Source organism: Arthrobacter sp. KNU40 (assembly GCF_051515115.1).
Taxonomy (GTDB): domain Bacteria; phylum Actinomycetota; class Actinomycetes; order Actinomycetales; family Micrococcaceae; genus Arthrobacter.
Window position 1 is genome coordinate 4,745,126 of the sequence record NZ_CP195850.1, and the last position, 24,108, is coordinate 4,769,233.

24 protein-coding genes and 2 riboswitches are annotated in these 24,108 nt (G+C 63.8%); of the genes, 8 read left to right on the top strand and 16 right to left on the bottom strand.

The features are described from left to right. Nucleotides 1–135 precede the first annotated feature (135 nt). Together ACSKT0_RS22080 and ACSKT0_RS22085 are read right to left on the bottom strand one after the other, a co-directional pair. Nucleotides 136–2,280 carry a polysaccharide deacetylase family protein gene (locus ACSKT0_RS22080; protein ID WP_437771638.1) on the bottom strand — a complete coding sequence of 715 codons (2,145 nt, stop codon included), beginning with the start codon at nt 2,278–2,280 and terminating at the stop codon, nt 136–138. Nucleotides 2,281–2,694: 414 nt separating this feature from the next. Next, nucleotides 2,695–3,180, bottom strand: coding sequence for a DinB family protein (locus ACSKT0_RS22085; RefSeq protein ID WP_437771639.1), 486 nt, complete (start codon nt 3,178–3,180; stop codon nt 2,695–2,697). 121 nt (nt 3,181–3,301) lie between these two features. Between ACSKT0_RS22085 and ACSKT0_RS22090 the strand changes: the two genes are divergently transcribed. Both ACSKT0_RS22090 and ACSKT0_RS22095 read left to right on the top strand, forming a co-directional pair. Then, nucleotides 3,302–4,498 carry an SLC13 family permease gene (locus tag ACSKT0_RS22090; protein WP_437771640.1) on the top strand — a complete coding sequence of 399 codons (1,197 nt, stop codon included), beginning with the start codon at nt 3,302–3,304 and terminating at the stop codon, nt 4,496–4,498. 108 nt (nt 4,499–4,606) lie between these two features. Beyond that, the gene (locus ACSKT0_RS22095) at nt 4,607–5,176 is read left to right on the top strand and encodes a hypothetical protein (RefSeq protein WP_437771641.1); all 570 of its coding nucleotides are present in this window, start codon (nt 4,607–4,609) and stop codon (nt 5,174–5,176) included. 24 nt (nt 5,177–5,200) lie between these two features. On the opposite strand, the gene ACSKT0_RS22100 is transcribed toward ACSKT0_RS22095, so the two are convergent. The 3 genes from ACSKT0_RS22100 to ACSKT0_RS22110 form a co-directional block, all read right to left on the bottom strand. Further along, nucleotides 5,201–5,587, bottom strand: coding sequence for a hypothetical protein (locus ACSKT0_RS22100; RefSeq protein ID WP_437771642.1), 387 nt, complete (start codon nt 5,585–5,587; stop codon nt 5,201–5,203). Nucleotides 5,588–5,968: 381 nt separating this feature from the next. Further along, nucleotides 5,969–7,000, bottom strand: coding sequence for an ornithine cyclodeaminase (locus tag ACSKT0_RS22105; RefSeq protein ID WP_437771643.1), 1,032 nt, complete (start codon nt 6,998–7,000; stop codon nt 5,969–5,971). A gap of 157 nt (nt 7,001–7,157) precedes the next feature. Continuing rightward, nucleotides 7,158–7,589 carry an Lrp/AsnC family transcriptional regulator gene (locus ACSKT0_RS22110; protein ID WP_059389854.1) on the bottom strand — a complete coding sequence of 144 codons (432 nt, stop codon included), beginning with the start codon at nt 7,587–7,589 and terminating at the stop codon, nt 7,158–7,160. A 55-nt stretch (nt 7,590–7,644) separates the two neighbouring features. Between ACSKT0_RS22110 and ACSKT0_RS22115 the strand changes: the two genes are divergently transcribed. The 4 genes from ACSKT0_RS22115 (at nt 7,645) to ACSKT0_RS22130 (ending at nt 10,071) form a co-directional block, all read left to right on the top strand. Beyond that, complete coding sequence (locus ACSKT0_RS22115; protein ID WP_437771644.1) at nt 7,645–8,004, top strand: hypothetical protein; 360 nt, start codon at nt 7,645–7,647, stop codon at nt 8,002–8,004. 70 nt (nt 8,005–8,074) lie between these two features. After that, a riboswitch (SAM riboswitch) is annotated at nt 8,075–8,187 on the top strand. Between the two features lie 10 nt (nt 8,188–8,197). After that, a complete protein-coding gene (locus tag ACSKT0_RS22120; RefSeq protein ID WP_236813293.1) occupies nt 8,198–8,455 on the top strand; it encodes a DUF1737 domain-containing protein in 258 nt (85 codons plus the stop codon). Beyond that, a complete protein-coding gene (locus tag ACSKT0_RS22125; protein WP_234750991.1) occupies nt 8,452–8,862 on the top strand; it encodes a rhodanese-like domain-containing protein in 411 nt (136 codons plus the stop codon). The genes ACSKT0_RS22120 and ACSKT0_RS22125 overlap by 4 nt, the downstream gene beginning before the upstream one ends. Further along, the gene (locus ACSKT0_RS22130; RefSeq protein ID WP_437771645.1) at nt 8,863–10,071 is read left to right on the top strand and encodes an O-succinylhomoserine sulfhydrylase; all 1,209 of its coding nucleotides are present in this window, start codon (nt 8,863–8,865) and stop codon (nt 10,069–10,071) included. Here the strand turns inward: ACSKT0_RS22130 and ACSKT0_RS22135 are convergent. From ACSKT0_RS22135 to ACSKT0_RS22155, 5 genes are all read right to left on the bottom strand, one after another. Further along, entirely contained in the window at nt 10,068–11,339 is a 1,272-nt protein-coding gene (locus ACSKT0_RS22135; protein ID WP_437771646.1) for a glutamate--cysteine ligase 2, read from the bottom strand. The two genes, ACSKT0_RS22130 and ACSKT0_RS22135, sit on opposite strands and share 4 nt — an antisense overlap. Nucleotides 11,340–11,442: 103 nt before the next feature. Further along, nucleotides 11,443–12,966, bottom strand: coding sequence for a UDP-N-acetylglucosamine 1-carboxyvinyltransferase (locus ACSKT0_RS22140; protein ID WP_437771647.1), 1,524 nt, complete (start codon nt 12,964–12,966; stop codon nt 11,443–11,445). 208 nt (nt 12,967–13,174) lie between these two features. Then, the gene (locus tag ACSKT0_RS22145; protein ID WP_437771648.1) at nt 13,175–13,981 is read right to left on the bottom strand and encodes an energy-coupling factor transporter transmembrane component T family protein; all 807 of its coding nucleotides are present in this window, start codon (nt 13,979–13,981) and stop codon (nt 13,175–13,177) included. Further along, nucleotides 13,978–15,582, bottom strand: coding sequence for an ABC transporter ATP-binding protein (locus tag ACSKT0_RS22150; protein WP_437771649.1), 1,605 nt, complete (start codon nt 15,580–15,582; stop codon nt 13,978–13,980). The genes ACSKT0_RS22145 and ACSKT0_RS22150 overlap by 4 nt, the downstream gene beginning before the upstream one ends. Beyond that, entirely contained in the window at nt 15,582–16,211 is a 630-nt protein-coding gene (locus ACSKT0_RS22155; protein WP_345448478.1) for an ECF transporter S component, read from the bottom strand. The genes ACSKT0_RS22150 and ACSKT0_RS22155 overlap by 1 nt, the downstream gene beginning before the upstream one ends. A 74-nt stretch (nt 16,212–16,285) precedes the next feature. Next, nucleotides 16,286–16,422, bottom strand: a riboswitch (TPP riboswitch). Nucleotides 16,423–16,624: 202 nt separating this feature from the next. On the opposite strand from ACSKT0_RS22155, the gene ACSKT0_RS22160 reads away from it, so the two are divergent. Continuing rightward, nucleotides 16,625–17,371: an NUDIX hydrolase gene (locus tag ACSKT0_RS22160; RefSeq protein ID WP_437771650.1), complete on the top strand. Its 747-nt coding sequence runs from the start codon at nt 16,625–16,627 to the stop codon at nt 17,369–17,371. Between the two features lie 51 nt (nt 17,372–17,422). Then, nucleotides 17,423–17,683 carry a DUF4235 domain-containing protein gene (locus ACSKT0_RS22165; RefSeq protein WP_306963155.1) on the top strand — a complete coding sequence of 87 codons (261 nt, stop codon included), beginning with the start codon at nt 17,423–17,425 and terminating at the stop codon, nt 17,681–17,683. On the opposite strand, the gene mnhG is transcribed toward ACSKT0_RS22165, so the two are convergent. From mnhG to ACSKT0_RS22195, 6 genes are read right to left on the bottom strand one after another with little or no spacing between them, the layout of a single operon-like run. Continuing rightward, nucleotides 17,680–18,150, bottom strand: coding sequence for a monovalent cation/H(+) antiporter subunit G (gene mnhG / locus ACSKT0_RS22170; protein ID WP_437771651.1), 471 nt, complete (start codon nt 18,148–18,150; stop codon nt 17,680–17,682). The genes ACSKT0_RS22165 and mnhG overlap by 4 nt on opposite strands. Next, a complete protein-coding gene (locus ACSKT0_RS22175) occupies nt 18,140–18,418 on the bottom strand; it encodes a monovalent cation/H+ antiporter complex subunit F (protein WP_078107371.1) in 279 nt (92 codons plus the stop codon). Before ACSKT0_RS22175 ends, mnhG begins: the two co-directional genes overlap by 11 nt. Continuing rightward, nucleotides 18,415–18,981, bottom strand: coding sequence for a Na+/H+ antiporter subunit E (locus ACSKT0_RS22180; RefSeq protein WP_437771652.1), 567 nt, complete (start codon nt 18,979–18,981; stop codon nt 18,415–18,417). Before ACSKT0_RS22180 ends, ACSKT0_RS22175 begins: the two co-directional genes overlap by 4 nt. Then, nucleotides 18,978–20,552 (bottom strand): Na+/H+ antiporter subunit D, encoded by a 1,575-nt coding sequence (locus ACSKT0_RS22185; RefSeq protein WP_437771653.1) that lies wholly within the window; start codon nt 20,550–20,552, stop codon nt 18,978–18,980. The genes ACSKT0_RS22180 and ACSKT0_RS22185 overlap by 4 nt, the downstream gene beginning before the upstream one ends. Beyond that, complete coding sequence (locus ACSKT0_RS22190; RefSeq protein ID WP_437771654.1) at nt 20,549–21,004, bottom strand: Na(+)/H(+) antiporter subunit C; 456 nt, start codon at nt 21,002–21,004, stop codon at nt 20,549–20,551. The genes ACSKT0_RS22185 and ACSKT0_RS22190 overlap by 4 nt, the downstream gene beginning before the upstream one ends. After that, on the bottom strand, nt 21,001–24,054 hold the full coding sequence (locus ACSKT0_RS22195; RefSeq protein ID WP_437771655.1) for a Na+/H+ antiporter subunit A: 3,054 nt from the start codon (nt 24,052–24,054) through the stop codon (nt 21,001–21,003). The genes ACSKT0_RS22190 and ACSKT0_RS22195 overlap by 4 nt, the downstream gene beginning before the upstream one ends. Nucleotides 24,055–24,108 lie beyond the last annotated feature (54 nt).

The following is a 24,108-nucleotide window of genomic DNA, read 5'->3' on the forward strand; positions in this document are numbered from 1 at the left end:
AACGATGAGCGGAGGCTAGTCCTCCGCAGCAGGCAGCGGCAGGGGGCGTGCGTCAGAGATGCAGTCTGCCGCTACGCCCCCTGCCGGTTCAAGGGTGCGGACGCCGGCAGGGCCGGCGTCCGCGTGCGTTCAATCTCAGTTGTAGGTAATGGTGGTTGCGTTTGTAGTCGCCGACCAGGTGATGTGTCCTCCTTGGAAGTTCTGCGCTCTTCCGCCCGAAACCGCGTACTCGGTGGTGGTCGGGTAACCAAGGCGACCGTTCTCCCAACCCTGGGAAGCGTAGGCTACGCGAATGGCTCCGCCGTTGGGGAAGGCACCGGTGGCTGGGGACCAGTAGATGACTCCACCTTGGAAGTTCTGGTAAACGCCGCCATTCTTCAGCCCGCTGGTCTCATTGCTGCTCGGATAGCCGAGGAACCCGTTCTCCCAATTCTGGGCCGCCCACGCCGCATCAATGGCGCCCCTGGTGATATGGGCTCCCGTTGCAGCAGACCAGTGGATCACGCCGCCCTGGAACGTCTGGTAGGCGCCGCCGTTCTTAAGCCCGCCGATCTCATTGCTGGTCGGATAGCCGAGGAACCCGTTCTCCCAATTCTGGGCCGCCCACGCCGCATCAATGGCGCCCCTGGTGAAATGGGCTCCCGTTGCAGCAGACCAGTGGATCACGCCGCCCTGGAACGTCTGGTAGACGCCCCCGTTCTTAAGCCCGCCAATCTCATTGCTGGTCGGATAGCCCAGAATACCGTTCTCCCAATTCGTTGCAGCCCAAGCCGCGTCGATGGCGCCCTTCGTGACGTGTGCCCCGGTCGCGGTTGACCAGTGCACCACGCCGCCCTGGAAGTACTGGTAGCAGCCGCCTGCGGCCAGGCCACAAACCATTGCTCCGGTGGCGGTGCCGATACTCGGAGGCCCAGCAGCCGCAGCCGCAATTGCGGCATCGGCCCCCGCGCCTGTGTCTGTGAGCGTGTAATCGTCCGTCACCAGAGTCCCGTTAGCTTTCAGGTTCAGCCCCATACTGATGGCCGTCGCACCAGCGGGCACAGCCTTAGTTGTCCACGTAATCTGGGTCCAGTTACCAGCGGCAAGGACTTGGGGACCGGCGTCCCAATAGCTCCACGTGCCCAATCCCGTGCGGTAATACACCTCAAACTGGGTTGGAGCGGTGGACTTGAACCACGCAGACATCGTGTACACGTGGCCAGGTATTGCACTTGGGGCGCATTCGCCCAGATCAAGAGTCGGTAGAAGCTTGCCGTCGCCGGTGGCATACCCGGTTATGACCATTTGCTCAGCGACATTCCCGGTATGGCCCGGAGTGACCGAGGTGAAGGTTCGCGTGTTGGTTCCGTATCCGCCAGCCGCCCAGCACTGTGGTAGCCCTGTCGCGGCAGGCCCTGCCGTTTCCAGGCTCGGGTTCTTGGCGAGGTTACCGCTAGTCTGCGGCGGCGGCGCAGCCGGGCCGTTGACGAGCGGCTGCACTGCCCCGCCGATCACCTGGTCAACGGTCTTGACGGACGCAAGCCCTGACGTCTGTTGCCCCGCTAGCCACTGTACAAACTGGGTGAAGAGGGCTGTGGTTACCGTCAAGGGGTCAGCAATGCCGGTGGTCGGATCAATGCCCGTGCCGATGTGGTGGAACGTGATCTGAACCCATCCGCCGCCAGGCTGTGCTTTCGTGACGAGGTTCTGCAGGTCCAGCAATGTCCAGGTGTTGTCCACCTCATCGGGGGCCTTAGTGAGCCACGGGTCCGCTGGCGGAATTGTCTCGGCAAATCCGAGACCTGCTGAGCCGGGCACTTTGCTTTCGAGATCGCCCAAACTGCGCGCACTATTGAAACCGCAATCTTTCACCGTCTGCTCTACCGCGGGTGTCAGCGAAGCGAACGGATAGGCGAAGCTTGTAATCCGGAAACCCATGTTGGTTAGATTCACGCGGTCATTGCAGATTTGGCGCTTGACCTCGTCCGGTCCCATCTGGGCCAGGTCCGGGTGGGTCACAGTGTGGCCACCGATCTCGTTCCCGGCCGCCTGGATTGCCAAGGCTTGGGCCTTCGTCATATAGCCGTTCGCATCCAAGTAACCGGAAGGCGTGAAGAACGTCCCTTTCAGACCAGCTCCGTTAAGAATCTGGGCAGCAGCCACTTGGTCTCCGTTGGCGTCGTCAAACGTCAAGGTGATGACCGGAGGAGTTGCCGCCTGTGCAGGCGCCGCGACGACAACGCCCACCAGGAAGCTGGCCATGACAGCCGCAACGCTGCCCGCGGCGAACCACCGGCTCATTGGCCTGATTTTCGCGGGAAGCCGCGGTGCTGGATCTGTTGAGCCCCTCATGAGGGGCTGGCGACTCGTCAATTTCATGTCTGCATCCCATAACTTGATTGCGCGACTTCGGCGTGCGCCGGATTACCCCGAATCCCCGGTCCAGCGAAGTCTCAGCCGCAGTAAATAAATCCGATGCGTCTCCGCGTGAAACGCCTTGACGCTTCGCAATCCCCACGGGATTCCGAACGATTGTGTTTTGGACAACGAAAGCCCCAATTCGGATCATATGGACCAAGGCTCAACGGGTCGCGAGTAATGGCTACTGGACTGCTTACGGGAATCGAGAATCGACACTCCCCTACTACCTACCGGAAAGTAATCGCTCTCAGCGGGACTCGAGAGCGCCCGAACCCGGCGACGAGCACCTCGTCTTTATCCCCGGCTGAGGATCTGCTCGCGCAGGATGTCTGCGTGCCCGCAGTGTTGCGCAAGCTCGCGGAGCATGTGGAGGTACACCCAGCGCAGCGGGAGCGGACCGCGTCGGTTGCCGTTGAGCATTTCGTCGAGCCCCAAGGACGATGTCGCCTGGCGCGATGCTTCGCATGCCTCGCGGTGTGCTTGCTGGATCGTGGCGATCGTGTCGCCGTCATCGAGGATAAAAGACTCATCCGGCGTCGCAGGGATACCGATCTCGGCCCGGGAACGGCACGTTATGGCTTCGTCGAACCAGACCTTCTCCACGAAGGTCGCGTGTTTCACGAGGCCAAGCAAGGTGGTCCGGTACGGCACCAACGACCGCCGGGACTGTTCTTCCGTCAACCCGTTCAAGCAGTCATGGAGCGCCCGCCGGTGCTCGTCGATAAATGCCTCGAATTGGACCCGAAAGGGCTGGTTGAAGATGTTCTCGGCAAGCGTCACGGTTGCACCTATGTTTTCCGTCAGGCAGGGACTCAGTCAGTATCAACGTGATCCGAGCTTAGCGTGGCGATGATTGCCGTTGTTGGTCCGAGGATCGCATGCTGGGGAATAGACTCCGTTCATGCGTCTGGCGATCATTGGAGCGGTCCTGCTTTTGGCGGGTGCCGTGGCGATCGCCACGGGCGCCCTGCCTTTCACCGATCTCATGGCACTCGTGGATCGAGTGGCTCCCATTCTGCTGTTCGTCGTCGCGATGACGGTTGTGACTGAGCTGTGCAGCGAGGCCGGGGTGTTCCTTTGGACTGCCCGCCGGCTCCGTTATTGGGGCCGCGGATACAGCATTCTCTTGTGGCTGCTACTCGCGGTCTTTGCGACGCTGAGCACTGTCTTCCTTTCCCTGGACACAACGGCTGTGCTGCTGACCCCGGTGGTGGTCAGCGTTACGCGGCAAGCCGGGCTGCCGGCCCTGCCTTTCGCACTGACGACGGTCTGGCTGGCCAACACGGCAAGCCTGCTGTTGCCCATTTCCAACCTGACGAACCTTCTGGCGCAGCACAGTCTTGGCGGTATTACTCCTGGCGGCTTTGCTGGCCTGATGTGGGCGCCCTCCCTTGCGGCCGTCGTCGTACCGCTGCTGTTCATCGCCATCGTCTTCCGGCGGGATCTGCGCAACCGGTATTCACGGATCCCGGTCGGGCGGATCAGGTCTGACCAGCCAGCCGGCGGTGAATCCAGGCCTGCGGCGGACCGGGTCCTGCTCGGGTGCAGCGCTGTGGTTCTGGCGCTGCTGCTGCCCGCATTGGTGTCCGGAGTCCCGGTATGGATCCCTGCCCTGGCCGGGGCTGTAGTGCTGGGCGTGGTGTTCGCGTTCCGGCGCCCGCGGGTTCTCAAGGTGACCCTGATTCCTTGGTCCTTGTTGCTGTTCGCTTCCGGCCTCTTTCTGGTGATGGAGGCCGCCAGGCATCTGGGGGTTTCCGTGTTGCTGAGTCAGGTGGCCGGACAAGGCCAGGGCTTCCTGGATCTGGTTCGGCTCGCCGTGACGGGTGCCGCCGGCTCCAATGTCCTCAACAATTTGCCTGCGTACCTGCTCGCAGAACCGCTGGCGGGGACCCCATTGCGGATGGCGGCGTTGCTGATCGGAGTCAATGCTGGCCCGATCATCACGCCGTGGGCCTCCCTGGCAACCTTGCTGTGGCACGACCGGCTGATGCGGATGAACGTCCTGATTACGTGGAAGGGTTACGCGATCTTCGGACTGATGGTTGCTCCTCTGACCGTGTTTGCCGCAGTAGCGGTGCTGGCAGTCACCGGACAGTGAGTGCGTTCGGCGCGTGGCGGCGCCTATCGCCGGGCCGGAAGAATCAGGACAGAATATAGAACAGCTCGGCCGTACAGCCGGAACCCCGACACGACAAGGATCTGCCTCATGCTCAGCCTGCAGGACATCGACGACATCGTCCTCAACGGAGGGATTGTCGTTGACGTCGCCGGGGAGAAAATCGGCTCAGTGGAGCAGGTTTTCACCAGCGGTGATTCCGGGGATCCTGTCTTTGTCACCGTGCGGACCGGCCTGTTCGGCATGTCCGAGTCTTTCGCGCCGCTTTCCGGAGCCAGCCTTGAGAATTCAGTGATCAAGGTGGCTTTCGCCAAGGACAAAGTGAAGAACGGCCCGCGCATCGAGAGCGACCGCGGCGCGATCACGGAGACGCAGGAACAGGAACTCTACAACTATTACGGGCTCGTGACCGAGGCCCCCGACGAAGGTGCCGCGGAGGAAACCAGTGCCGACGATGGACGGACGGTGCCTGAGGCCGCGGCTGGGGAGACCGAGCCGGAACCGGGCCCGCCACCCCCGCCCCGGCATCCTCCGCGTCCGCCGCACGGCGGTCCGCATCCGCCGCACCTGCACAAACATGTACCCCACCCCCCGCACCCCGGCCCGCCCGCGCCGCATCGGCCACCTGGGCCCTCGGCGGAACCGGAAGACATTCCATAACCGTCGCCCGCGAGCCGGAGGATTTCAGCCGCCGGCCGTGAGCCTCACCGCAGCGACGCCCCCGCCTGTTGAGGTGGCGGAAGCACTTGAATAAACCCGCATTACCAGAACCTGGACATTGACCGACCCAGGCTGGAGCTGAACAACTCGCGAGTAGGAAGTAGCGCAATCGATCGTCTGATCCTGGGGGGCAAGGCCGATCCGTGGATCCTGGGCGATGACAAGGTGGACATCCGAGGCGCCAACACAGGCTGCGGTCAGAGTATACGGGCCCGCGTCCTCGACCCTTGCACTCTTTCCAACCCCGCTAACGGCGCCGCCCACCGTGCCGGAATCCTCCAGGATCACCGCGCCGGAGGCGGCCCCGAGAAGCTTCCTGGCGGTCACGAGGTTGCTGGCTTCGAGCGACACCGTTGCCTGGTCCTTGGTTGGCAATGGCGGCCGAGGAGGGGAACTCCGAGTGGGCCCGGCAGCCGGCCGAGGATCGCCGGCGTCGGTATATTCACATCCGGACACATAGGCCGCGAGCAGCAGCCCTGCCAGTGTTAGCGCTACGGTTCTGGTTCCCCCATGACCCACCATGAATCCGAGTGTAGCGGGCCGCGTAATTTAGCATCGCGACCCTATTGTGCCGCCATGCCCTCAGTAGTTAACTAGTTTGCGGCCGGTCAAGCTTGTTAAATGTCTGGTGCGCCGGTTCTGGGGCCGGCGCACCAGACTTCCCCAACTAACTCGCATTTGTTGTCGTTTAGCGGCCCCTAAACGACAACAAATGCGAGTCAGTTGGGCTTCTCAGGAGCCGATCGGAGAAAGCGCCCGCACCAGGCCGAAGAGGTCCTTGGGGTCATCGGGGTTCGCGACGAGGTCGATCTCATCGAAGAATTCCGAACCCTCAACGGCGGCGCGGAGATACCGCAATGCCGAAAAGTCCTCGATCGCGAAGCCCACAGAATCGAAAATCGTGATCTGGTCCGTGGCGGTGCGGCCCGGCGCGTTCCCGCACAGGACCTGCCAGAATTCCGTGACGGGAAATTCGGCGGACATTTGTTGGATCTCGCCTTCAATCCGCGTCTGGGGATCGTATTCCACAAAAACGTCGCCGAGGCCCAGGATGGCGGCGTCGAGCTCGGTCTTCCCTGGGCAATCGCCTCCGATCGCGTTGATGTGAACGCCGGGCGAGACCTGGGCAGCCGTCAGGATGGTGGCATTCGCCTTGTCCGCCGTGCAGGTGGTGATGACATCGGCACCCTCCACTGCTTGGGCTGCCGAGTCTGCGATGGTGATGTCGAGGCCGAGGGGAGCCATGTTCCGGACGAATTTCTCCATCGCAGCCGGATCCGTGTCCCAGATCCTGACACTGTTAATACCCAGGGCCGCCCGGAAGGCAAGGGCCTGAAACTCCGATTGGGTTCCGGTCCCGATCATCGCCATGATCCGGGCATCCGGGCGCGCGAGCTTCTTCGCGACCATCCCGGACGTGGCCGCCGTCCGAAGCGCCGTCAGCACTGTCATCTCTGCAAGGAACGTCGGGTAGCCGTTATGGACGTCGGACAGGACACCGAAAGCCGTCACGGTCTGGAAGCCGCGCGCGGGATTCGAAGGGTGTCCATTTACATACTTGAAGCCGTATGTTTCCTGGTCGCTGGTGGGCATCAGTTCGATGACCCCAAATGGCGTGTGACTTGCCACCCGCGGAGTCTTGTCGAAAGATTCCCACCTCCGAAAGTCGTCCTCCAGGTACTGAATCATCTCCGAGATGATGGTTTCCGGGCCCCGCCCGGCCGTCCAACGAACCATATTGCGGACATCGACAAAGCGCGTCATGTGCGCTCCTTTCCCTCATAAACATTGTTGCTACGAGGCTACGGAGCGGCGATATGCATCCACAATTGCCAAAGTACGTACTTTTCATTGAAAAAATGTACAAAATGGCGATTGATCCTTTGCAAAATGCTTAGACGAGTCGTCGTCTCGCTGACGACTACCGGAGGACGGAACTGAGCAACAGGCTCGTCTCGCTATTGACGATCCCCTCGATGCCGCGGATCCTGCCCAACACCTGGTCAAAGTCGCTGAGGCTTTCCGTGCGCAGCTCGGCCACGAGATCCCAACCGCCATTTGTGGTGTGCAGTGCCCAAATCTCCGGCAGTCCCCTGAGTTGGCGAATGACTTTGTCAGCCGATCTTCCTTCCACGGCAATGAGCGCAATGGCGCGAATGGCAAGTGGATCGACCTCGTCGCGCACCCTCGCAGTGAAACCGACGATGGTTCCCGAGGAGACAAGACGCTCGAGCCTGCTATTCACAGTGGCCCTGGCCACGCCCAGCTTACGCGCGAGGCTCGCCACGGACGCCCTGCCGTCCTCCCGGAGGGCGGAGAGGAGCTGACGGTCAAGGTCGGTGAGTGCTGCCATAAAGATAAACGTATCGCCCATTCCCCAAGCGGGCCTGAGTCCGTAGGGTATCGACATGAGCATCTACATCAGCCCCGACTCTGCTGCATGGTCGCTGACGGCCATGGCGACTGGTGCGTCAGCGGGATCAATCGATGATGCAAACGGCATGTCCAACTTGGTGAAGGAAATCTACGAGACAGAAGGTTTCGAAGCCCTGTCGGGTGTGGTTTTTGCCTTGGCTCATCACAACAGCCTCTCGCTGCACGCGCTCGCCACGGCCACCGGGATATCCGTGCACGAGTTGCTGGAAATCCGGAAGCACCAAGGTTCCACTTTCCATCACTCCCCTACGGGAGTAGCGTCGCGGTTTGACGCCATTCCACCCCGGATCCAGGCAAGCCTTGAACCGCTGCCGAATGAAACCGACGCCTAAGACCCCCGGTTACGGAACATGACGACGGCCAGTGATGCAGGCCGCCGTCGTGGATGTTATTTTCTTCTTGAGTAATGAGCACCAGCGCGAAGCCCTGACTTGCTGGTCGGCAACCCTCTCTCCGGCGGGGTGCCTCAGGTGACTACTCGGCGTATCGACACTTTCGAACTGCAAGCGTGACTGAGGAGCACCAATGCCTGAACCCACCGAAGAAAAACTCTCGTACCGTCTCATCACGGGCCCTGACACGAAGGATTTCTGCGAGCGGATCTCCACCGCCCTCGCGGAGGGATACGTGTTGCACGGCAGCCCGGCCGCGACCTTCAATGGCACGGACGTGATTGTGGCCCAGGCCATCGTCCTACCCGCCGCGATCGCGAGCGCAGATGCAGCAGTTGCCAACGCGGTAGACCAGCTTGATGAAGAGTTCGACGGCGAGGGCCACGCATGAGCTACGCAGGCGACCTCAGCCCGCACGATGCCTGGGCCAAGCTGGAACAAGGCGCCATCCTGGTGGACGTCCGCACCGAAGGCGAGTGGGCACACATCGGGATCCCTGACACAAAGGCCACGGAAAACGATCCCTTGTTCATCCAGTGGAACCTGGCCGGCGGCATCCCCAACACCCGTTTCATCGAAGAGCTGACGCAGCAGGCTCCGGAAGCGGATGGCACCGAACTGGTCTTCCTTTGCCGCTCCGGACAGCGCTCCATCGCCGCCGCGATCGCCGCAACACAGGCCGGCTACACCGCCTACAACGTCCTGGAGGGTTTCGAGGGCGAACCGGACCGCTACGGCGAGCGAACCGTGAACGGCTGGAAAAACCGTGGACTTCCGACGAACCTGGGGAACATCTAAGTGACTTTCAATCCTGACGCCGCCGGCTGGAGCCCTGATACCCAGGCCGTCCGCGGCGGTCTTGACCGCACCAACTTCCAAGAAACGTCCGAGGCCGTCTTCCTGAACTCCGGCTTCGTCTACGAGTCCGCCGCAGCCGCAGAGCGCGCATTCACCGGTGAGGACGAGCGCTTCGTCTACTCCCGTTACGGCAACCCCTCCGTGGCCACTTTCCAGGAGCGACTCCGCCTTCTCGAAGGCACCGAAGCGTGCTTCGCGACGGCGTCGGGCATGTCCGCTGTCTTCACCGCCCTCGGTGCGTTGCTGGCTGCGGGCGACCGCGTGGTTGCCGCCCGCTCGCTCTTCGGTTCCTGCTTCGTGATCCTCAACGAGATCCTGCCCCGCTGGGGCGTCGAGACCGTCTTCGTGGACGGCCCGGACCTGGACCAGTGGCGTGCCGCGTTGTCCGAGCCGACAACGGCAGTGTTCTTCGAGTCGCCGTCGAACCCCATGCAGGAAATCGTGGACATCGCGGCGGTGAGCGAGCTGGCCCACGCGGCGGGCGCTACCGTCGTCGTCGACAACGTCTTTGCCACCCCCCTGCTGCAGCGCTGCGGCGATCTCGGCGCGGACGTGATTGTCTACTCGGGCACCAAGCACATCGACGGCCAGGGCCGGGTCCTTGGCGGAGCGATCCTGGGTACCAAGGAATTCATCGACGGTCCCGTCAAGCAGCTCATGCGGCACACCGGGCCATCGCTTTCCGCGTTCAACGCCTGGGTCCTGACCAAGGGCCTGGAGACGATGGCGCTGCGCGTCAACCACTCCTCGGCGTCTGCGTTGCGGATCGCCGAATGGCTTGAGGATCAGCCGGCCATCAGCTGGGTCAAGTACCCCCTGCTGAAGTCGCACCCGCAGTACGAGCTCGCCGCGAAGCAAATGAAGGCCGGCGGAACCGTGCTCACCTTTGAACTGCTGCCCTCGGCGGGGCGATCGGCGAAAGAGGCCGCCTTCGCGCTGCTGGACGGGCTCGCCGTGATCGACATCTCGAACAACCTAGGCGACTCCAAGTCCCTCATCACCCACCCCGCCACCACCACGCACCGCGCCATGGGTCCGGAAGGCCGCGCGGCCATTGGCCTGAGCGACGGCGTCGTGCGGCTTTCAGTGGGGCTGGAGGACGTGGACGACCTCATCGGGGACCTGGAGAGGGCCCTCAAGCAGGTCTAGCCGGGCGGTTCGCGCCAGTCCTGGCGCACCCAGGTGAGGACGGGCTGCGGCTTGGTGTCGCTCTCGTCCCTCTCCGAGCGCATCGTGATCTGAACGGCGTGCTCGACGACGGCGGCCAGCCCGGCGGCGTCGGGCGCGCTCCCGTTGCTCTCGCTCCAGCGCCCGGCAACACCGCGCTGTTCGATGGCGCCGTTGCCGCGGCCCAGGATGGCTGCCACGCCGGTTTGGACCAAGTCGAATTCACCCTGTTCGGCGAGGACAGGTTCCAGGTACTCCACCAACGACCACACGACATCCGCGGCGGGCTCCGGGCGAAAGGTTCCAAAGTCCAGCAGTTCGGTGCGGAGGCCGAAGTTGCTTGCTTGCCAGGACGCCATCCGCAAAAGCGCCGTAGGCACGGCCGCCGGCTCTATTCCGGCATGGTACTCACGAACAGAAGTCTCAACCAAGGCCCTGACGAGCACCGCGAGGAGCGCCGCATCCTCGGCCCGGAGGCAGACATCGGCCACCCGGACCTCCACCGTGGGAACGTGCCGGGACAGCCTGGCGTCGAAGTAGACCATCCCCTCGTCCAGCAACACTCCTGTTTCGATGAGCCTCCTGACAACACGTCGGTAAGCGGCCAAGGAACCGAAGATGGCTGACGGCCCCGACGAAGGCCAGCGGTTCCACGCCTGCGTCCGGTAACTCTCAAAACCGGTAGCCAGCCCCCGCCAGTACGGAGAATTGGCGCTCATCGCCGTGAAGACAGCGAGCTTGTCCCGGATCCTGTCAAGCACCATCACGCCTTCCTCCGGGGACTCGATCGAAGTGTGGACGTGGAATCCGCAGGTGAGCTGTTCGTGCGCCGTGATGCCGAAACGTTCGAGCATAATGGCGTAGCGGGGATCCGGGGTGGTGTGCAACGCGGCGTCCACGGGCGACGTGGCCAACGCGGCGATCCTTGCGCCGTGGCGGCGAGCGGCATGGCTCGCGAGGCCCCGCCCCCTGCGGATCTGGTGCAGGAGCTCTGCGTAGCTGCGGCATGGCCGGGTCTGGGTTTCTATCTGCTCAAGCTTGAGCTCGTGGCTTAGGCCGGTATCGGGGCCGTCGATCTCCTCAAGGGGCGGACCGGCGTCGGGACTCTCCTGGCTCGGACCAGCGTCGGGACCGTCCTGGGCGAGGCCGTCGTGGGTGGGACCCGATAGGAGCGCGTCGGCAAGGGCGAGCGGCTCGCCGGTCACGGGATCGACGATCAGCAATTCCTCTTCCACACCAAAAGTGCGCACGGATCAATTGTGCGCCATGGCAGCCTCGCCGAGACAGATCGGGGTTTTGCGGCCCGCCCGAAGGATTCTGCTGGAAGTCCGAATCGAGCCAAATCCGACGCGGTCAGTCCTGGAAGTACTCGATCTTGGCACCGATGGTGTTGAGCCGCTCGGCCAGGTCCTCGTATCCGCGCTCAATCACGTAGATATTGCGCAACTCGGACGTTCCGCGGGCCGCCAGCATCGCCAACAGCAGGCAAGCTGCGGGTCGGAGTGCCGGAGGGCATCCGACTTCCGCACCACGCCACTTGGTGGGGCCATTGACGTAGATGCGGTGCGGATCGAGGAGTTGGACCTGGGCGCCGAGCTTGTTGAGCTCGGTCAAGTAGATCGCCCGGTTCTCGTAGACCCAGTCGTGGATCATGGTCTGGCCCTCGGCATTGCCGGCGATGACCGCGAAGAACGGCAAGTTGTCGATGTTTAGCCCCGGGAACGGCATCGGATGGATCTTGTCTTCCGGGGCGCGCAACCGTGATGGCTTGGTAGTGACATCCACCAGGCGAGTCCGTCCGTTGCGGGCAAAGTACTCCCCGGAGATGTCGAGCTGCTGGCCCATCTGCTCAAGCGTGGCCAGTTCGATCTCCATGAACTCAATGGGGACCCTGCAAATGGTGACTTCCGAGTTGGTCACGATGCCCGCGGTGATGAGGCTCATGGCCTCGATCGGGTCTTCCGACGGGAAGTACTCAATGTCAACATCGATCGCCGGGCGGCCCGTGATCTTCAGGGTGGTTGTCCCGATGCCGTCGATCACCACGCCGAGCCCCTGCAGGTAGAAACAGAGGTCCTGAACCATGTAATTGGGGCTGGCATTGCGGATCACGGTAGTACCGCTGCGGTGTGCGGCGGCCATGATGGCGTTCTCCGTCACTGTGTCGCCGCGCTCCGTAAGGACAAAGGTGCGGTGCTCGCCGTCGGCCGGTGGAGCCTGCACGGAATAGAAGCCGGACTTGGCCTCCACCGAGAGCCCGAACTGCCGCAACGCCTGCATATGCGGTTCCACGGTTCGAGTCCCGAGATCGCAACCACCGGCGTAGGGCAGTTGATACGAGGCCGCCTCATCCAAGAGGGGGCCCAGCAGCATGATGACGCTACGGGTGCGGCGGGCCGCCTCCACGTCCATGGAGGCAAGGTCCAGGGTCTCCGGGCGGCGGATGCGAAGATCGTTGCCGTTCAGCCAGGTGCATTCGACACCAATTGAGGTCAAAACCTCGACGATCCGGTTGACTTCTTCGATCCGGGCAAGCCGACGCAAGATAGTGGTGCCGCGGTTGATGAGGCTCGCGCAAAGCAATGCGACGCCGGCATTCTTGCTGCTGTTGACGTCTACCGAGCCGAAGAGCGTGCGTCCGCCCTCCACGCGCAGGTGGGTCATCTGCCGTTTGCCGACTTTGACGATGGTTCGTCCGAAGATCGACTCAAGTCGCTCGATCATCCGGAGGCTAAGGTTCTGCTTGCCCTGTTCCATGCGGGCAATGGCGCTTTGGCTGGTGCCCAGTTCCGAAGCGAGCTGTCCTTGTGTCCAGCCCTTTTCGCCGCGGGCGTCGCGAAGAAGGAGACCTACATGTTCGGCAGTCGGTTGCGTCATACCCAATAAATATCACAGATGGTCTATCAATCGGAGGTTTCGTGACGCAACTCGCCGATTTTGTCGCAGAATAGTCGTCTCGTGCGATATCCGGCCTAGAGCCTGAGTGTTGCGTTGCTCGCGGCCACCGGAAGCCAGCCACACGTCCTCCCCCAAGTAACTCGCAGTTGTTGTCGTTATGAGGCCCCAAAACGACAACAAATGCGAGTTAGTTGGGCTGCTTCAGCCAGACGAAGTGCCACGTTCCTGCCCATTGGGCCGCGAGCACCGCCGCGGCTGCGATGAGCAGCCCGCCAGCGAGAACCCAGACGTCCAGGCGACTGTAGGAGGATTCGCGCGCCCAAGTCCGCCGTCCGCCGCCGAAGCCTCTGGCCTCCATAGTCACAGCCAAGCGGGACGCGCGACGGATCGCCTGCACCAACAAACCGAAGCTTTGGCCGAGCATGGCCTTGAACCGTTGCGGCGGGCTCCCATGCGAGCCGACACCCCGCGCGCGCCGTGCCATGCCGATCGTCTGCCACTCCTCCGCCATGAGTCCCACGAGCCGCAGCGCGGCCAAAGTGCCCAAGACAAAACGGTGCGGCAGTTTCGCCTTCTGCGCCAGGGCATCGGCAAGGTCCGTCGGATCGGTGCAACTCATCAGGAGAATGGCCGGCAACGCTATGGCAAGGCCGCGCAGCATGAACCCGAGTCCCAGCTGAAGCGAGCCTTCGCTGATAGACCAGATCCCGACGTCGAGCAGTATCCTTCCGCTGTCCGCCGACAGGATCGCGGTGCTCCAGCCTCCAAGCGCGGCCGCGATAATCAAGGGCCAGCCGCGCTGCCACAGCAAGCGCACGGTGAGCCCCGCGAGGGGGAACAACGCCAGTTCGCCGATGAGCGCCGTCGAAGCTGACACCAGGTCGATGGACAGCGCCAACACCAGGGTGATCAGGAAGACCGACACGAACTTGGCCAGCGGATTCGCGCGCGTCAGGAGTGCATTGTTGCCTCGCAGGGTCAGGGTTTCCCTCATGCCGCACCCGCTTCCTGCCGGGCCCCGCCTTGGAACGCAGGCTCGAGCCGCATCTCGGTGCCGCCCAGGACGGAGCTGAACTCCCGGTCATGGGTCACGGAAACCACCGAGGTGCCGGCGTCGAGCAGTTCAGACAGGAACGACGCAAGCTCGGCCCAAGTGTTCGCGTCCTGGCCGAAGGTGGGTTCGTCCAGCACCAGGACGCGTGGGTGCGCGGCGAGCACTGTGGCCACGGACAGCCGGCGCTTTTCGCCACCGGAGAGCGTGTACGGGTTGGCGTCCACGAGATGCCCCAGGCGCAGCCGTTCCAGCAATTCGTCCACCCGTTCCTCTCCATGGCCAAGGTGTTTGGGGCCGAACATGAGCTCGTCGAGCACGCGGCCGGTCACGAACTGGTGCTCAGGCTCCTGGAACACGGTCCCTATGCGGGAGATCAGCTGCTGGGCCTTCCACTTGAAGGGGTCGTTACCAGCGCCGTCGCTGAGCCCGACGGCGGCAGTCACCGTGCCGGACACCGGCGCCAACAAGCCCGCGAGGGTCAACGCGAAGGTCGATTTTCCGGCGCCGTTGGGACCGGTGATGGTCAGTGCCTGCCCGGCGAGCACTTCGGCGTCGAGTCCGGACTGCACAGGAAGGGGCGGGATGGTTTTGAACCCGCGGCGCCGTGGCCGTTCGCGGGACACCGCGAGCTCCTGCGTGGCGAGCAGCAGCTCCCCAGCGTTCCGGGGGCCGGCCCCCGAGCCATAGCCTGTTCCTGAACGTGGCCGGGTGGCCGGCACGTACCCGGGCACCCACACGCCCGCAGCAATGAGCATGTCCCTTGCTTGAGCCAGAACCGTGTCCGGATCGCCGTCCAGAAGCACCGCAGGCGTCGACCCTCCCGCGGACGAGGAGCTGCCCGGCTGGAGCACCACGATCCGGTCCACGAGGTCTTTCCAAACCGAGACCCGGTGCTCCACCACCACCAACGTGGCGCCGGTCTTGTCCAGGCAGCGGGCGACGGCATCGCGGACCTCCAGTACGCCAGCGGGGTCCAGGTTGGCGGTCGGCTCGTCCAGGAGGATCAAGCCGGGCCGCATCGCCAGGATGCCGGCGAGCGCAAGGCGCTGCTTCTGCCCGCCCGAGAGGGCCGAGGTCGGGTGGTCGAGCGCAAAGTTGCCGCTCGCACTATTCCGCAGCCCGACGTCGTCGAGCGCTTCATGGACCCGCGTCCAGATCTCTTCCCGCGGCACGCAAAGGTTCTCGGCGCCGAACGCGACGTCGTCGCCCAACCGGGAAAGCACCACCTGGGTTTCGGGGTCCTGTTGCATGAGTCCGGCACGGCCCCGCTGGGCCTTCGGCGAAACGCCGTCCACCAGCAACGAGCCGGTCTCGTCGGCGTCGTCACCTTCCTCGCCCAATACGCCCGCCAAGGCGTGCAGGAGCGTCGACTTGCCCGCGCCCGAGGGGCCGAGCAGGAGCACACGCTCGCCTGGGCGGATGTCCAGGTCGAGGGCGTGGATGGCCTGCGTGGTGCGGCCAGCGTGCCGCCAGCCCCAGCCTTGCGCGGAAATGGCGGCGGGTCGCACAGTAGCAGGGGTGCCGGAATCAGGACTGGGCATCAGGAAAAGACGGGCTCCGAGGCGGCCTTGCGGGACGCGAACGCGCTCAGGACACCGGTCTTGGCCAGGCCGCGGGTCGCGATCCAGGACAGGGCTCCGGCAATGACGGCACCGGAGATCGTGCAGAACACGATGTACGCGAGCTTGTCGACGGGTTCGTAGGCGATGTTCCAGCCCCACGGCAGGAAGGAGTCGTTCAAACCACAGAACAGGCCCGCGCCGGCACCGGCCAGCAGGGACACCGGCAGGTTGAACTTCTTGTACATGAAGGCCAGGAAGATGAGTTCCGCGCCGAGACCCTGGAGCAGGCCCGAGATCAGGACCGTGGTGCCGTACTGCGAACCCATGATGAGCTCACTGGTGGCGGCCACCGTCTCGCAGAAAATTGCCGCACCGGGCTTGCGGACGATGAGCATGCCCAGCACTGCCGGAATCATCCAGCCACCGGCGATCAGGCCGCTCAGCGGCGGGTAGCCGGCAGACATAGGCGTAGCAACCAGAGCCATCTGGTCCCATGCCCAGAAGATCACGCCACCGGCGATCGAGATCAGTGCCGCCACGACGATGTCCACGACGCGCCAGTTGTAACCAGGCTTGGTGAGGCCCGGCCTTGCAGAAATACCAGTCATTTTGTCCTCCTGAGGAACAGGAGGGGAAAGTGTTTCCGGTTGCCTGCGAGCGGCTTCCGCCGCGCCGGTCCGGACACTATGAGAACTCGACTCCCTTGCGCCGGTACTAGCCGGATCAGGTTCGAGGGTCTGCGGCTGTCCGCACTCTCAGCGCCCGTCATCCGTACCGCATTGCTGCGAGCCCGACGGCGGCGCTCCCCTGTCGTTATCAATCCACCCTTTTGGGCGTGGTTCAGTTTACACCTTGGCGGGGTTGCGGGCGCTGTGCTGGCCTACGCGGAACGGTCACACGACGGATTCTGCTGGATCACTCGCCGGCCGGACGCGGGCAGGGCCCGGAATGGCGCGGGCGGGCGCAGAAGCTGGGAGAATGATCCAGCAGAATGTGACGCAACGCGGGCAAAGGAGCGGTCTTGGCAGGCATTGACGAAGCGAACAGCACCACGGTGGCCGAACCTAGGCTCGCCGCGAGCGTGATCCTGGTCCGCGAGGCCCCCGTTCACACGGTTCAGTCAGACCCGGAGGTTCCGGCGGATGCCGGGCGCGGCCTGGAGGTGTTCGTGCAGCACCGCGTGACCACGATGGATTTCGCCGCGGGCATGGTCGTCTTCCCCGGGGGACGAGTGGACCAGGCGGACAGCTCCGGCTGGGACTTCGAGGACGACGTCGTCGAGCGGCACACCGCCGCATGGCACCGGAGCAGCATCGCCGTCGAGCCCGCTTCGGCCCGGTTCAACGCCGGCCGGGTGCTGGCGGCCGCACAGCGCGAGGTGTTCGAAGAGGCCGGGCTGAAGCTCGACGCCGCCACCCTCCGCCCGTGGGCCAACTGGGTCACCCCCGCAGACCAGCCCAAGCGCTTCGACACATACTTCTACCTTGCCTGCCCGCTTTCCGGTGCCGAACCAAGGCACCAAACCACGGAAGCGTCATCGTCCTTGTGGATGCCGGTCCGCGGGATCCTGGATGCCGAAGCCGCCGGAACCCTTAAGCTCATGCCGCCCACGTTGGCGCTGCTGGATGAGCTCCTCGCTCTCGGCACGGTGGAAGCGATACTGGCCGAGGACCGTGACATCGTGCCCGTCCGTCCAAAGCCTGGAGCTTTGGAGGAGTTCTTCCGGCTGAGGCGCCAATCCCCAACCGTTGCTCCGGAACTGCCCTGAAGTGGGGTTAGGCTGGGGACGGTCCTGTTTCCTCCCGCAAGGAGTCCCGGAATGAACCTCCTCATCAAGCTGCTCGGCACTGGCGTCAGCATCGGCGCAGGCTTTGTCGGCACCAAGATCGTCAATGCGTTGTGGGAAAAGTCGACCGGCAAGAAGCCTCCCAAGGGTCACGACGACATGGAGGCAAGCCTGCGCTCGGCGCTGACCTTTGCGCTGATTTCGGCGACCGTCAGCGCAGTCATCCAGGTTTTCGCAAGCCGCAGTACACAGCGCGCCATCTCGCGTTTCTCGAAGACGCAGGACATCGTCTAGGCTGACGGCCCGCCGTCCCGGCCGTTCGCCGCTGGGCTCCCGCCGTTCCCGGTGTGGGGCATTGCCGGTCCCGTTTCCTGAGCTTTCTCCGCTGCCCGTTGACCGGCAGCCCGCAGCACCACGGCCTCAAGTTCGTCTATGCTCAGCAACTCGCGGTGGAGGTGCTTGGTCCGGTAGCCTGCGCGGCCCACCATGTGTGCGGATACGGGCACGGTCAGCAGCTGGAAGATCCAGGCCACCGCCAGGATCGGCCACACCCACCATTCGCGCATCTGCAGCCCGATGGCCGCCAAGACGAGGAACAGCCCCAACACTTGCGGCTTGGTGGCCGCGTGCATGCGGCTCATGAGGTCCGGGAACCGCAACAGGCCGATTGCCGCGCCCAATGACATCAGCGCACCAACAATCAGCAGCACTGCGGTGACCGCATCGATCACTGCGTCAACTCCGGTGGCATTAGGAGTCATTGACCTGTCCCCTTCGGTCGGCCACGAAGCGGGCCACCGTCACCGAGCCAACGAACCCGATCAGCGTCAGCGCGACGAGCAGCACGAGGTTGTTGAGGTGCCTGTTGACGGCCATGTCGATGGCCAGCGCGGCGCCCAGTATGGCGAGCAGGACGTCCGAGGCAAGCACCCGGTCCAGCAGGGACGGCCCGACGGCGATCCGGTAGATCGCGCCTGCCGCCGCGAGGCTGAGAATCACCGCCGTGACGATCAGCACGATGTCTTTCATGAGCCAACTCCCCTCGTCGCAGGCCAGCCTTCGGCCTGGAGTGCGTCCATTTCCGCTCGGGTACCCATGATCCGGATCAGCGAGGCCTCCGTGTCCTGGACTTCCTTGCGCAGCTTGGCGGTGTCCACATCGTTGCGGACATTGAGCCCGTGGATATAGAGCGTGGACGTTGAGCGATCCACCTCCACCACCAAGGAACCCGGAATCAGCGAAATCACGTGGCCTGTGGCGGTCATTATGAGGTCGGAATGGCTACGCAGGGGAACCGCGACCACGGCATTGGTTACCGAAGGCCCCCGGAATACCGCGAGGTACATGACTTGGAAGCTCGCGGCCACCACTTTGGCAAGGAACACCCCGGCGAAAGGAATGGCGCGCAGCACATTGAATCGCCCGCTGAGCTCCACAGGAGGCAAGTAGAAGACCCTGGCTACCACCACTGCGATCAGCGCACCGAACACCAAGTTGCCCGGGCTGAAGTCCCGCCAAAGCGCACCCCAGACGACCACTAGCCAGACCAGTAGGGGCAACTCGGTGCGGAACGAAATCCGCTTGCGGCTCACTTGCCACCTCCCGGCACCGGCGCAGCGATCTCCGGAACCTTCGCATTCCCGCCGAGCACGGAATGGATGTACGCAGTACGGTCCAGCATCTGTTCCGCGGAGTTTCCGGCCAATTGGAACAGTGGACCGGCGAAGACGGTCAGCGCCACGCCAAAGACCACCAGCGCGGCAGTTGGCCCCACCATGGTCCGCGGAAGCAGGCCGACTGCTGCCGTGTCCTTGAGGGCGGCGGCCGGGTATTCCGCGTCCTCGGGCTTCCGCCAGAATGCGCGGTTCCAGACCCGGGCAATTGCCAGCAAGGTCAAGAGGCTCGTGACCACGCCGCCCACCACCAAGGTAATGGCCAGGGGTGTCCCGAGGGCGATGCCTGCCTGGAGGAGCCCGAGCTTGCCCAGGAACCCGGAGAAGGGCGGGATTCCCGCGAGGTTCATCGCTGGAATGAAGAACAAGAGCGCGAGGAGCGGAGACAGCTTGGCGAGCCCACCGAGCCTGTCCATGGACGAGCTGCCCCCTCGGCGCTCGATCAAGCCGGTCACCAGGAACAGGCTCGTTTGGACCGTGATGTGGTGGGCCACATAGAAGACCGCGGCAGCAAGCCCCGCAACGGAAGCCATGGCCAGTCCGAACACCATGTAGCCGATATGGCTGACCAGGGTGAAGGAGAGTAATCGTTTGATGTCGCTCTGGGCAATGGCGCCGAGAATGCCCACCAGCATGGTGAGGAGCGCTACCACCATCAACGGGGTATTCAAAGTGTCGCCCGGGAAAAGGAGGGTCTCCGTGCGGACCATCGCGTAGACGCCCACCTTCGTGAGCAGGCCGGCGAACACGGCAGTGACCGGTGCCGGCGCGGTCGGGTACGAGTCAGGCAGCCAGAAGGACAGCGGGAACACGGCAGCCTTGATGCCGAAGGCCACGAGCAGCATGACGTGGAGCAGGTTCCTGGTGCCCGGATCCAATTCGGCCAGCTTGATGGCGAGATCCGCCATGGTGATGGTCCCGGTGGCTCCGTAGATCATCGCGATGGCGATCAGGAACAATACCGAAGATACAACCGAAACCACCACGTACGTGACCCCGGCGCGGATGCGCGGACCGGTGCCGCCCAGCGTCATGAGCACGTAGCTCGCGGTCAGCAGGATCTCGAAGCCCACGTACAGGTTGAAGAGGTCACCTGTGAGGAAGGCGTTCGAGACTCCGGCTACCAGGATCAAGTAAGTCGGGTGGAAGATCGACACCGGCGCCTCTCGGTCGCCGTCGGCCATGCCCTGGCCGGTGGCGTAGATGAGCACCGCCAGGCTGATGACCGAGGAAACCACCAGCATGAGCGAGGAGAACTGGTCCACCACCATCACCACGCCAAACGGCGGCTGCCAGCCACCCAGGGTGACGGATGCTGTGCCCGTGGTCCATACCGAGGCAAGGAGCCAGCATTCCAGGAGCAAGGTCAGGGACAATAAACCGATGCTGACCGCGCGTTGGGCCCGCGGATTCCTGTTCAGGGCGAACGTCAGGGCGGCGCCGAGGATGGGAAGTACGACGGCGAGCGGCGCCAAGCTGGCGATGTTCACTGGAGGCCCCCTTCCTTGGCTGCTTCGGTGACTGCCGTAACCGGGAATTCGGACGTTTCCTCAGGAACCACGGAGTCGTCTTCGGCGTCAAAGCTGGGTGTCTTCGCCACACGCCGGTCTTCGGCGTCGTCCTGGATGTCGTCTTGACGTGCCAACGCCCATGTCCGGTAGATGATGCCGAGCATGAATGCCGTCACCGCGAAGGAAATCACGATCGACGTCAGGATCAAGGCTTGCGGCAAAGGATCGTTGTAGTCGCGAGGATCCGTCGATTTGTTGAACAGCGGGGCCAGCCCGGCATATCCGCCCGTGGCGAGGATCAACAGGTTGGTTGCGTTGGCCAGGAGCATAAGCCCCAGGAGGACGCGCGTCAGGCTGCGTTCCAGGATCAAATAAATTCCGCAGGCATAGAGCACTCCCATGACGATCAACAAGGTCAAGTTGACGCTCATGGGGTCCCCTTCCCTGGCGTAATAGTTGCTGTGGTTGCCGCAGTTGCGGTTGCGGTGGCGGCTTCGGACCGGGAATCCCGAGCGTCTCCGCCGGCGGTCTCTTCGAAGTGTTCGTCGATCTCGGCTCCCAAGCTGCGCAGCACGTCCAAGGCCAGCCCTACGACCACGAGGTACACGCCGATGTCGAAGACCGTCGAGGTCACGAACTTGATGTCACCGAACAGCGGTAGCCAGAACCCGATGATGGCACTTTGGAACACTTGGCCGCCCAGCAGCAGCGGGACGAAGCCCGCCGCGGCCGCCGTCGCAAGACCGGTTCCCAGCAGCATGCCGGCGCTGATCGGTGCGGCTTCCCGCAACTCGAACCGTCCGCCTGCCAAGTAGCGGATGGTCAGGGCGAGTCCGGCCGTGAGTCCGCCGGCGAAGCCGCCTCCAGGAAGATTGTGTCCCGCCAGCAGGAGGTACACCGAGAACACGATCATCGAGTGGAAAATCAGCCGCGTGACCACTTCGAAGATGATGGAACGCCGTTCCGGTGCCAGGGTTCGGCCGGCCACGAGCCAAGGGTCCGTCAGGGAGCCCGCGAACTTGCGGACGAGTGCCAGCGAGGCGTCGTCGCGCGAACTGCCCCCGGCGGCGGCGCGCCTTCCCACCGTGCCCTCGGGAATCGTGGCGGCTTTGTTGAGGCGCTCACCCCTGCTGCGGACAAAGATCAAGCTCGCGACGCCGGTAGCGGCGACTGCCAGCACCGAGATCTCACCGAAGGTGTCCCACGCCCGGATGTCCACCAGCGTCACGTTGACCACGTTGAGTCCGCCGCCGCCTTCGTAGGCCAGACGGGGGAACGAGAGCGACACGGGCTCGGCGATGCGTGCGCCCATCGCGTAGATCGCAACGAAGATCATGGTGACCGCGAACGCCACACCGATAATGACCCGAACCACCCGGTATTTGCCGCCGGTGCGGTCCCGGAGCTCCGGAGGCAGGCTGCGCATCGCCAGAACGAAGGCCACGAGGATGATGGTCTCCACGAGCATTTGCGTCAAGGCGAGGTCCGGGGCTCCCTGCAACGCGAACATGAGCGCAATGCCGTAGCCCGTGACAGACACCATGAGCACGGCGAGGAAGCGCTTGTTGGCACGGACCGCCGCGAGCGCGCCAACAACAATTCCTGCCGCTGCGATGAGCTGAAGCGGAGAATTCGGGTCGATCAGAAAGAGACCGCCCGGGAGCGGCTTGTTGGCCACGATGAGTGCCGTGAGCGGGACGGCGAACGCCACGGTGAGAATAACCGCCAGGTAGAAGTAGAGGGAACCGCGCTGCGTACGCCCGGTGACCCACACGGCGACGTCGTCCAAGGCCCCGATGGTGCGCTGGTAGGCGCGGTCACCGTCCACCCAGTCCGGGACGCGGTTCTGCGCCCGGGACACGAGATTTCGGGCATAGAACATCACGACGCCGGCCGCGAAGGTCAGGGCTGTCAGTCCCAAGGCGGGAGTCAGGCCATGCCACAGCGCAAGATGGCTGGCGCTGGCTGCGTTTGATCCGGCGTCGGGCGCTACAAATGATGCCGCATACGGCTGGATCCAGCCGTCAACGGGATCCGGCCACAGGCCGTACACGATGGTGAGAAAGCTCAGGATGGCGGGCGCCGCCAGGAACGATGGCTGGATGGCTTTGAAGGGCGTCCGGTCCACGCCCGGCTTGGTGGCGAAAGCACCCCACATGAAGCGGGCGCTATAAGCGAACGTGAGAATGGACCCCAGGACCAGGCCGACCAGGAGGACCAGCCCCCATGGCTGGGAAGCAGCGCCAGTGCCGTAGTGGACGAACGCTTCGAACACGGATTCCTTGGCCACGAAACCTGCCAGCGGAGGTATTCCGGCCATGGATGCGGCGGCAATGCCCGCCACAATGGCGAGTGCCCTCGAGGACTTGTACACCCCCGAGAGCTTGCGGATATCGCGCGTGCCGGATTGGTGGTCGATGATGCCCACCACCAGGAACAACGCGGCCTTGAACAGACCGTGTGCCAGCAACAGCGCGAGTCCGGCCAGCGCGGCGTCGGGCCGGCCGAGGCCCACCACCATGGTGAGGAACCCGAGCTGGCTGACGGTTCCATAGGCGAGGATGAGCTTGATGTCAGTCTGCCGGAGCGCCCGGTAGCCGCCCACCAGCATCGTTGCCAGGCCGAGCCCGAGCACCAGCGGCAACCAGTACGGGCTTTCGCTGAACCCCGGCGCCATTCGGGCGACGATGTAGATCCCGGCCTTCACCATGGCCGCCGCATGCAGGTAGGCGCTCACCGGGGTGGGGGCGGCCATGGCACCCGGGAGCCAGAAGTGGAAAGGGACCAGCGCCGATTTGGTAATCGCACCTACCAAGATGAGTACGACGGCGGCAGCAACCGCACCTTGTGCGGGTCCCGTGACGAGGGTGGCCGCTTGAGTCATGATCGCCGAAATCCGGTATGTTCCGGCCACTTGGCCCAAAATGATGAGGCCGACGAGCATGGCCAGGCCGCCAGCGGTGGTGACCATGAGGGCCTGCAAAGCCGAGCGCCGTGCGGAAAGGCGGGTGCGCGCATAGCCGATCAGCAGATAGGACAGGACTGTAGTGAGTTCCCAGAAGATGAACATCATCAGCAGGTCGTCGGCCGTCACCAGGCCGAACATCGCCCCGGCGAAGGCAAGAAGTTGCGCCCCGAACCCGCCGAGGTCGGCATCCTTGTTCTTGAAGTACCGGGCGCAATAGACCAGAACCAGCGCGCCGACCCCCAGGACCAGAAGGGACATCACCCACGCCAGGACGTCCATGCGGAAGGCGAATTCAAGCTTGAGGTTCGGAATCCACGGGAGGGTTTCTTCGATGAAGCCGCCGGTGGGGTCCCCGCCTTTTCCGGGATAGATCCGGTCATACTGCAGGAGCAGCCAGATAAATGCGAGCGCGGGAACCGCTGCAAGGACGTAGAAGGCATTCCGCTGAAGTTTCCGGAAGATCCAGGGCGCCACAGTTGCCGCTGCAAAGGTCACGGCAAGGACTGTGATCACTGGAATCTCCGCAAAGTCAGGAATGAGTTGTCAAAAGTTGGAGCAGGCGGTCAA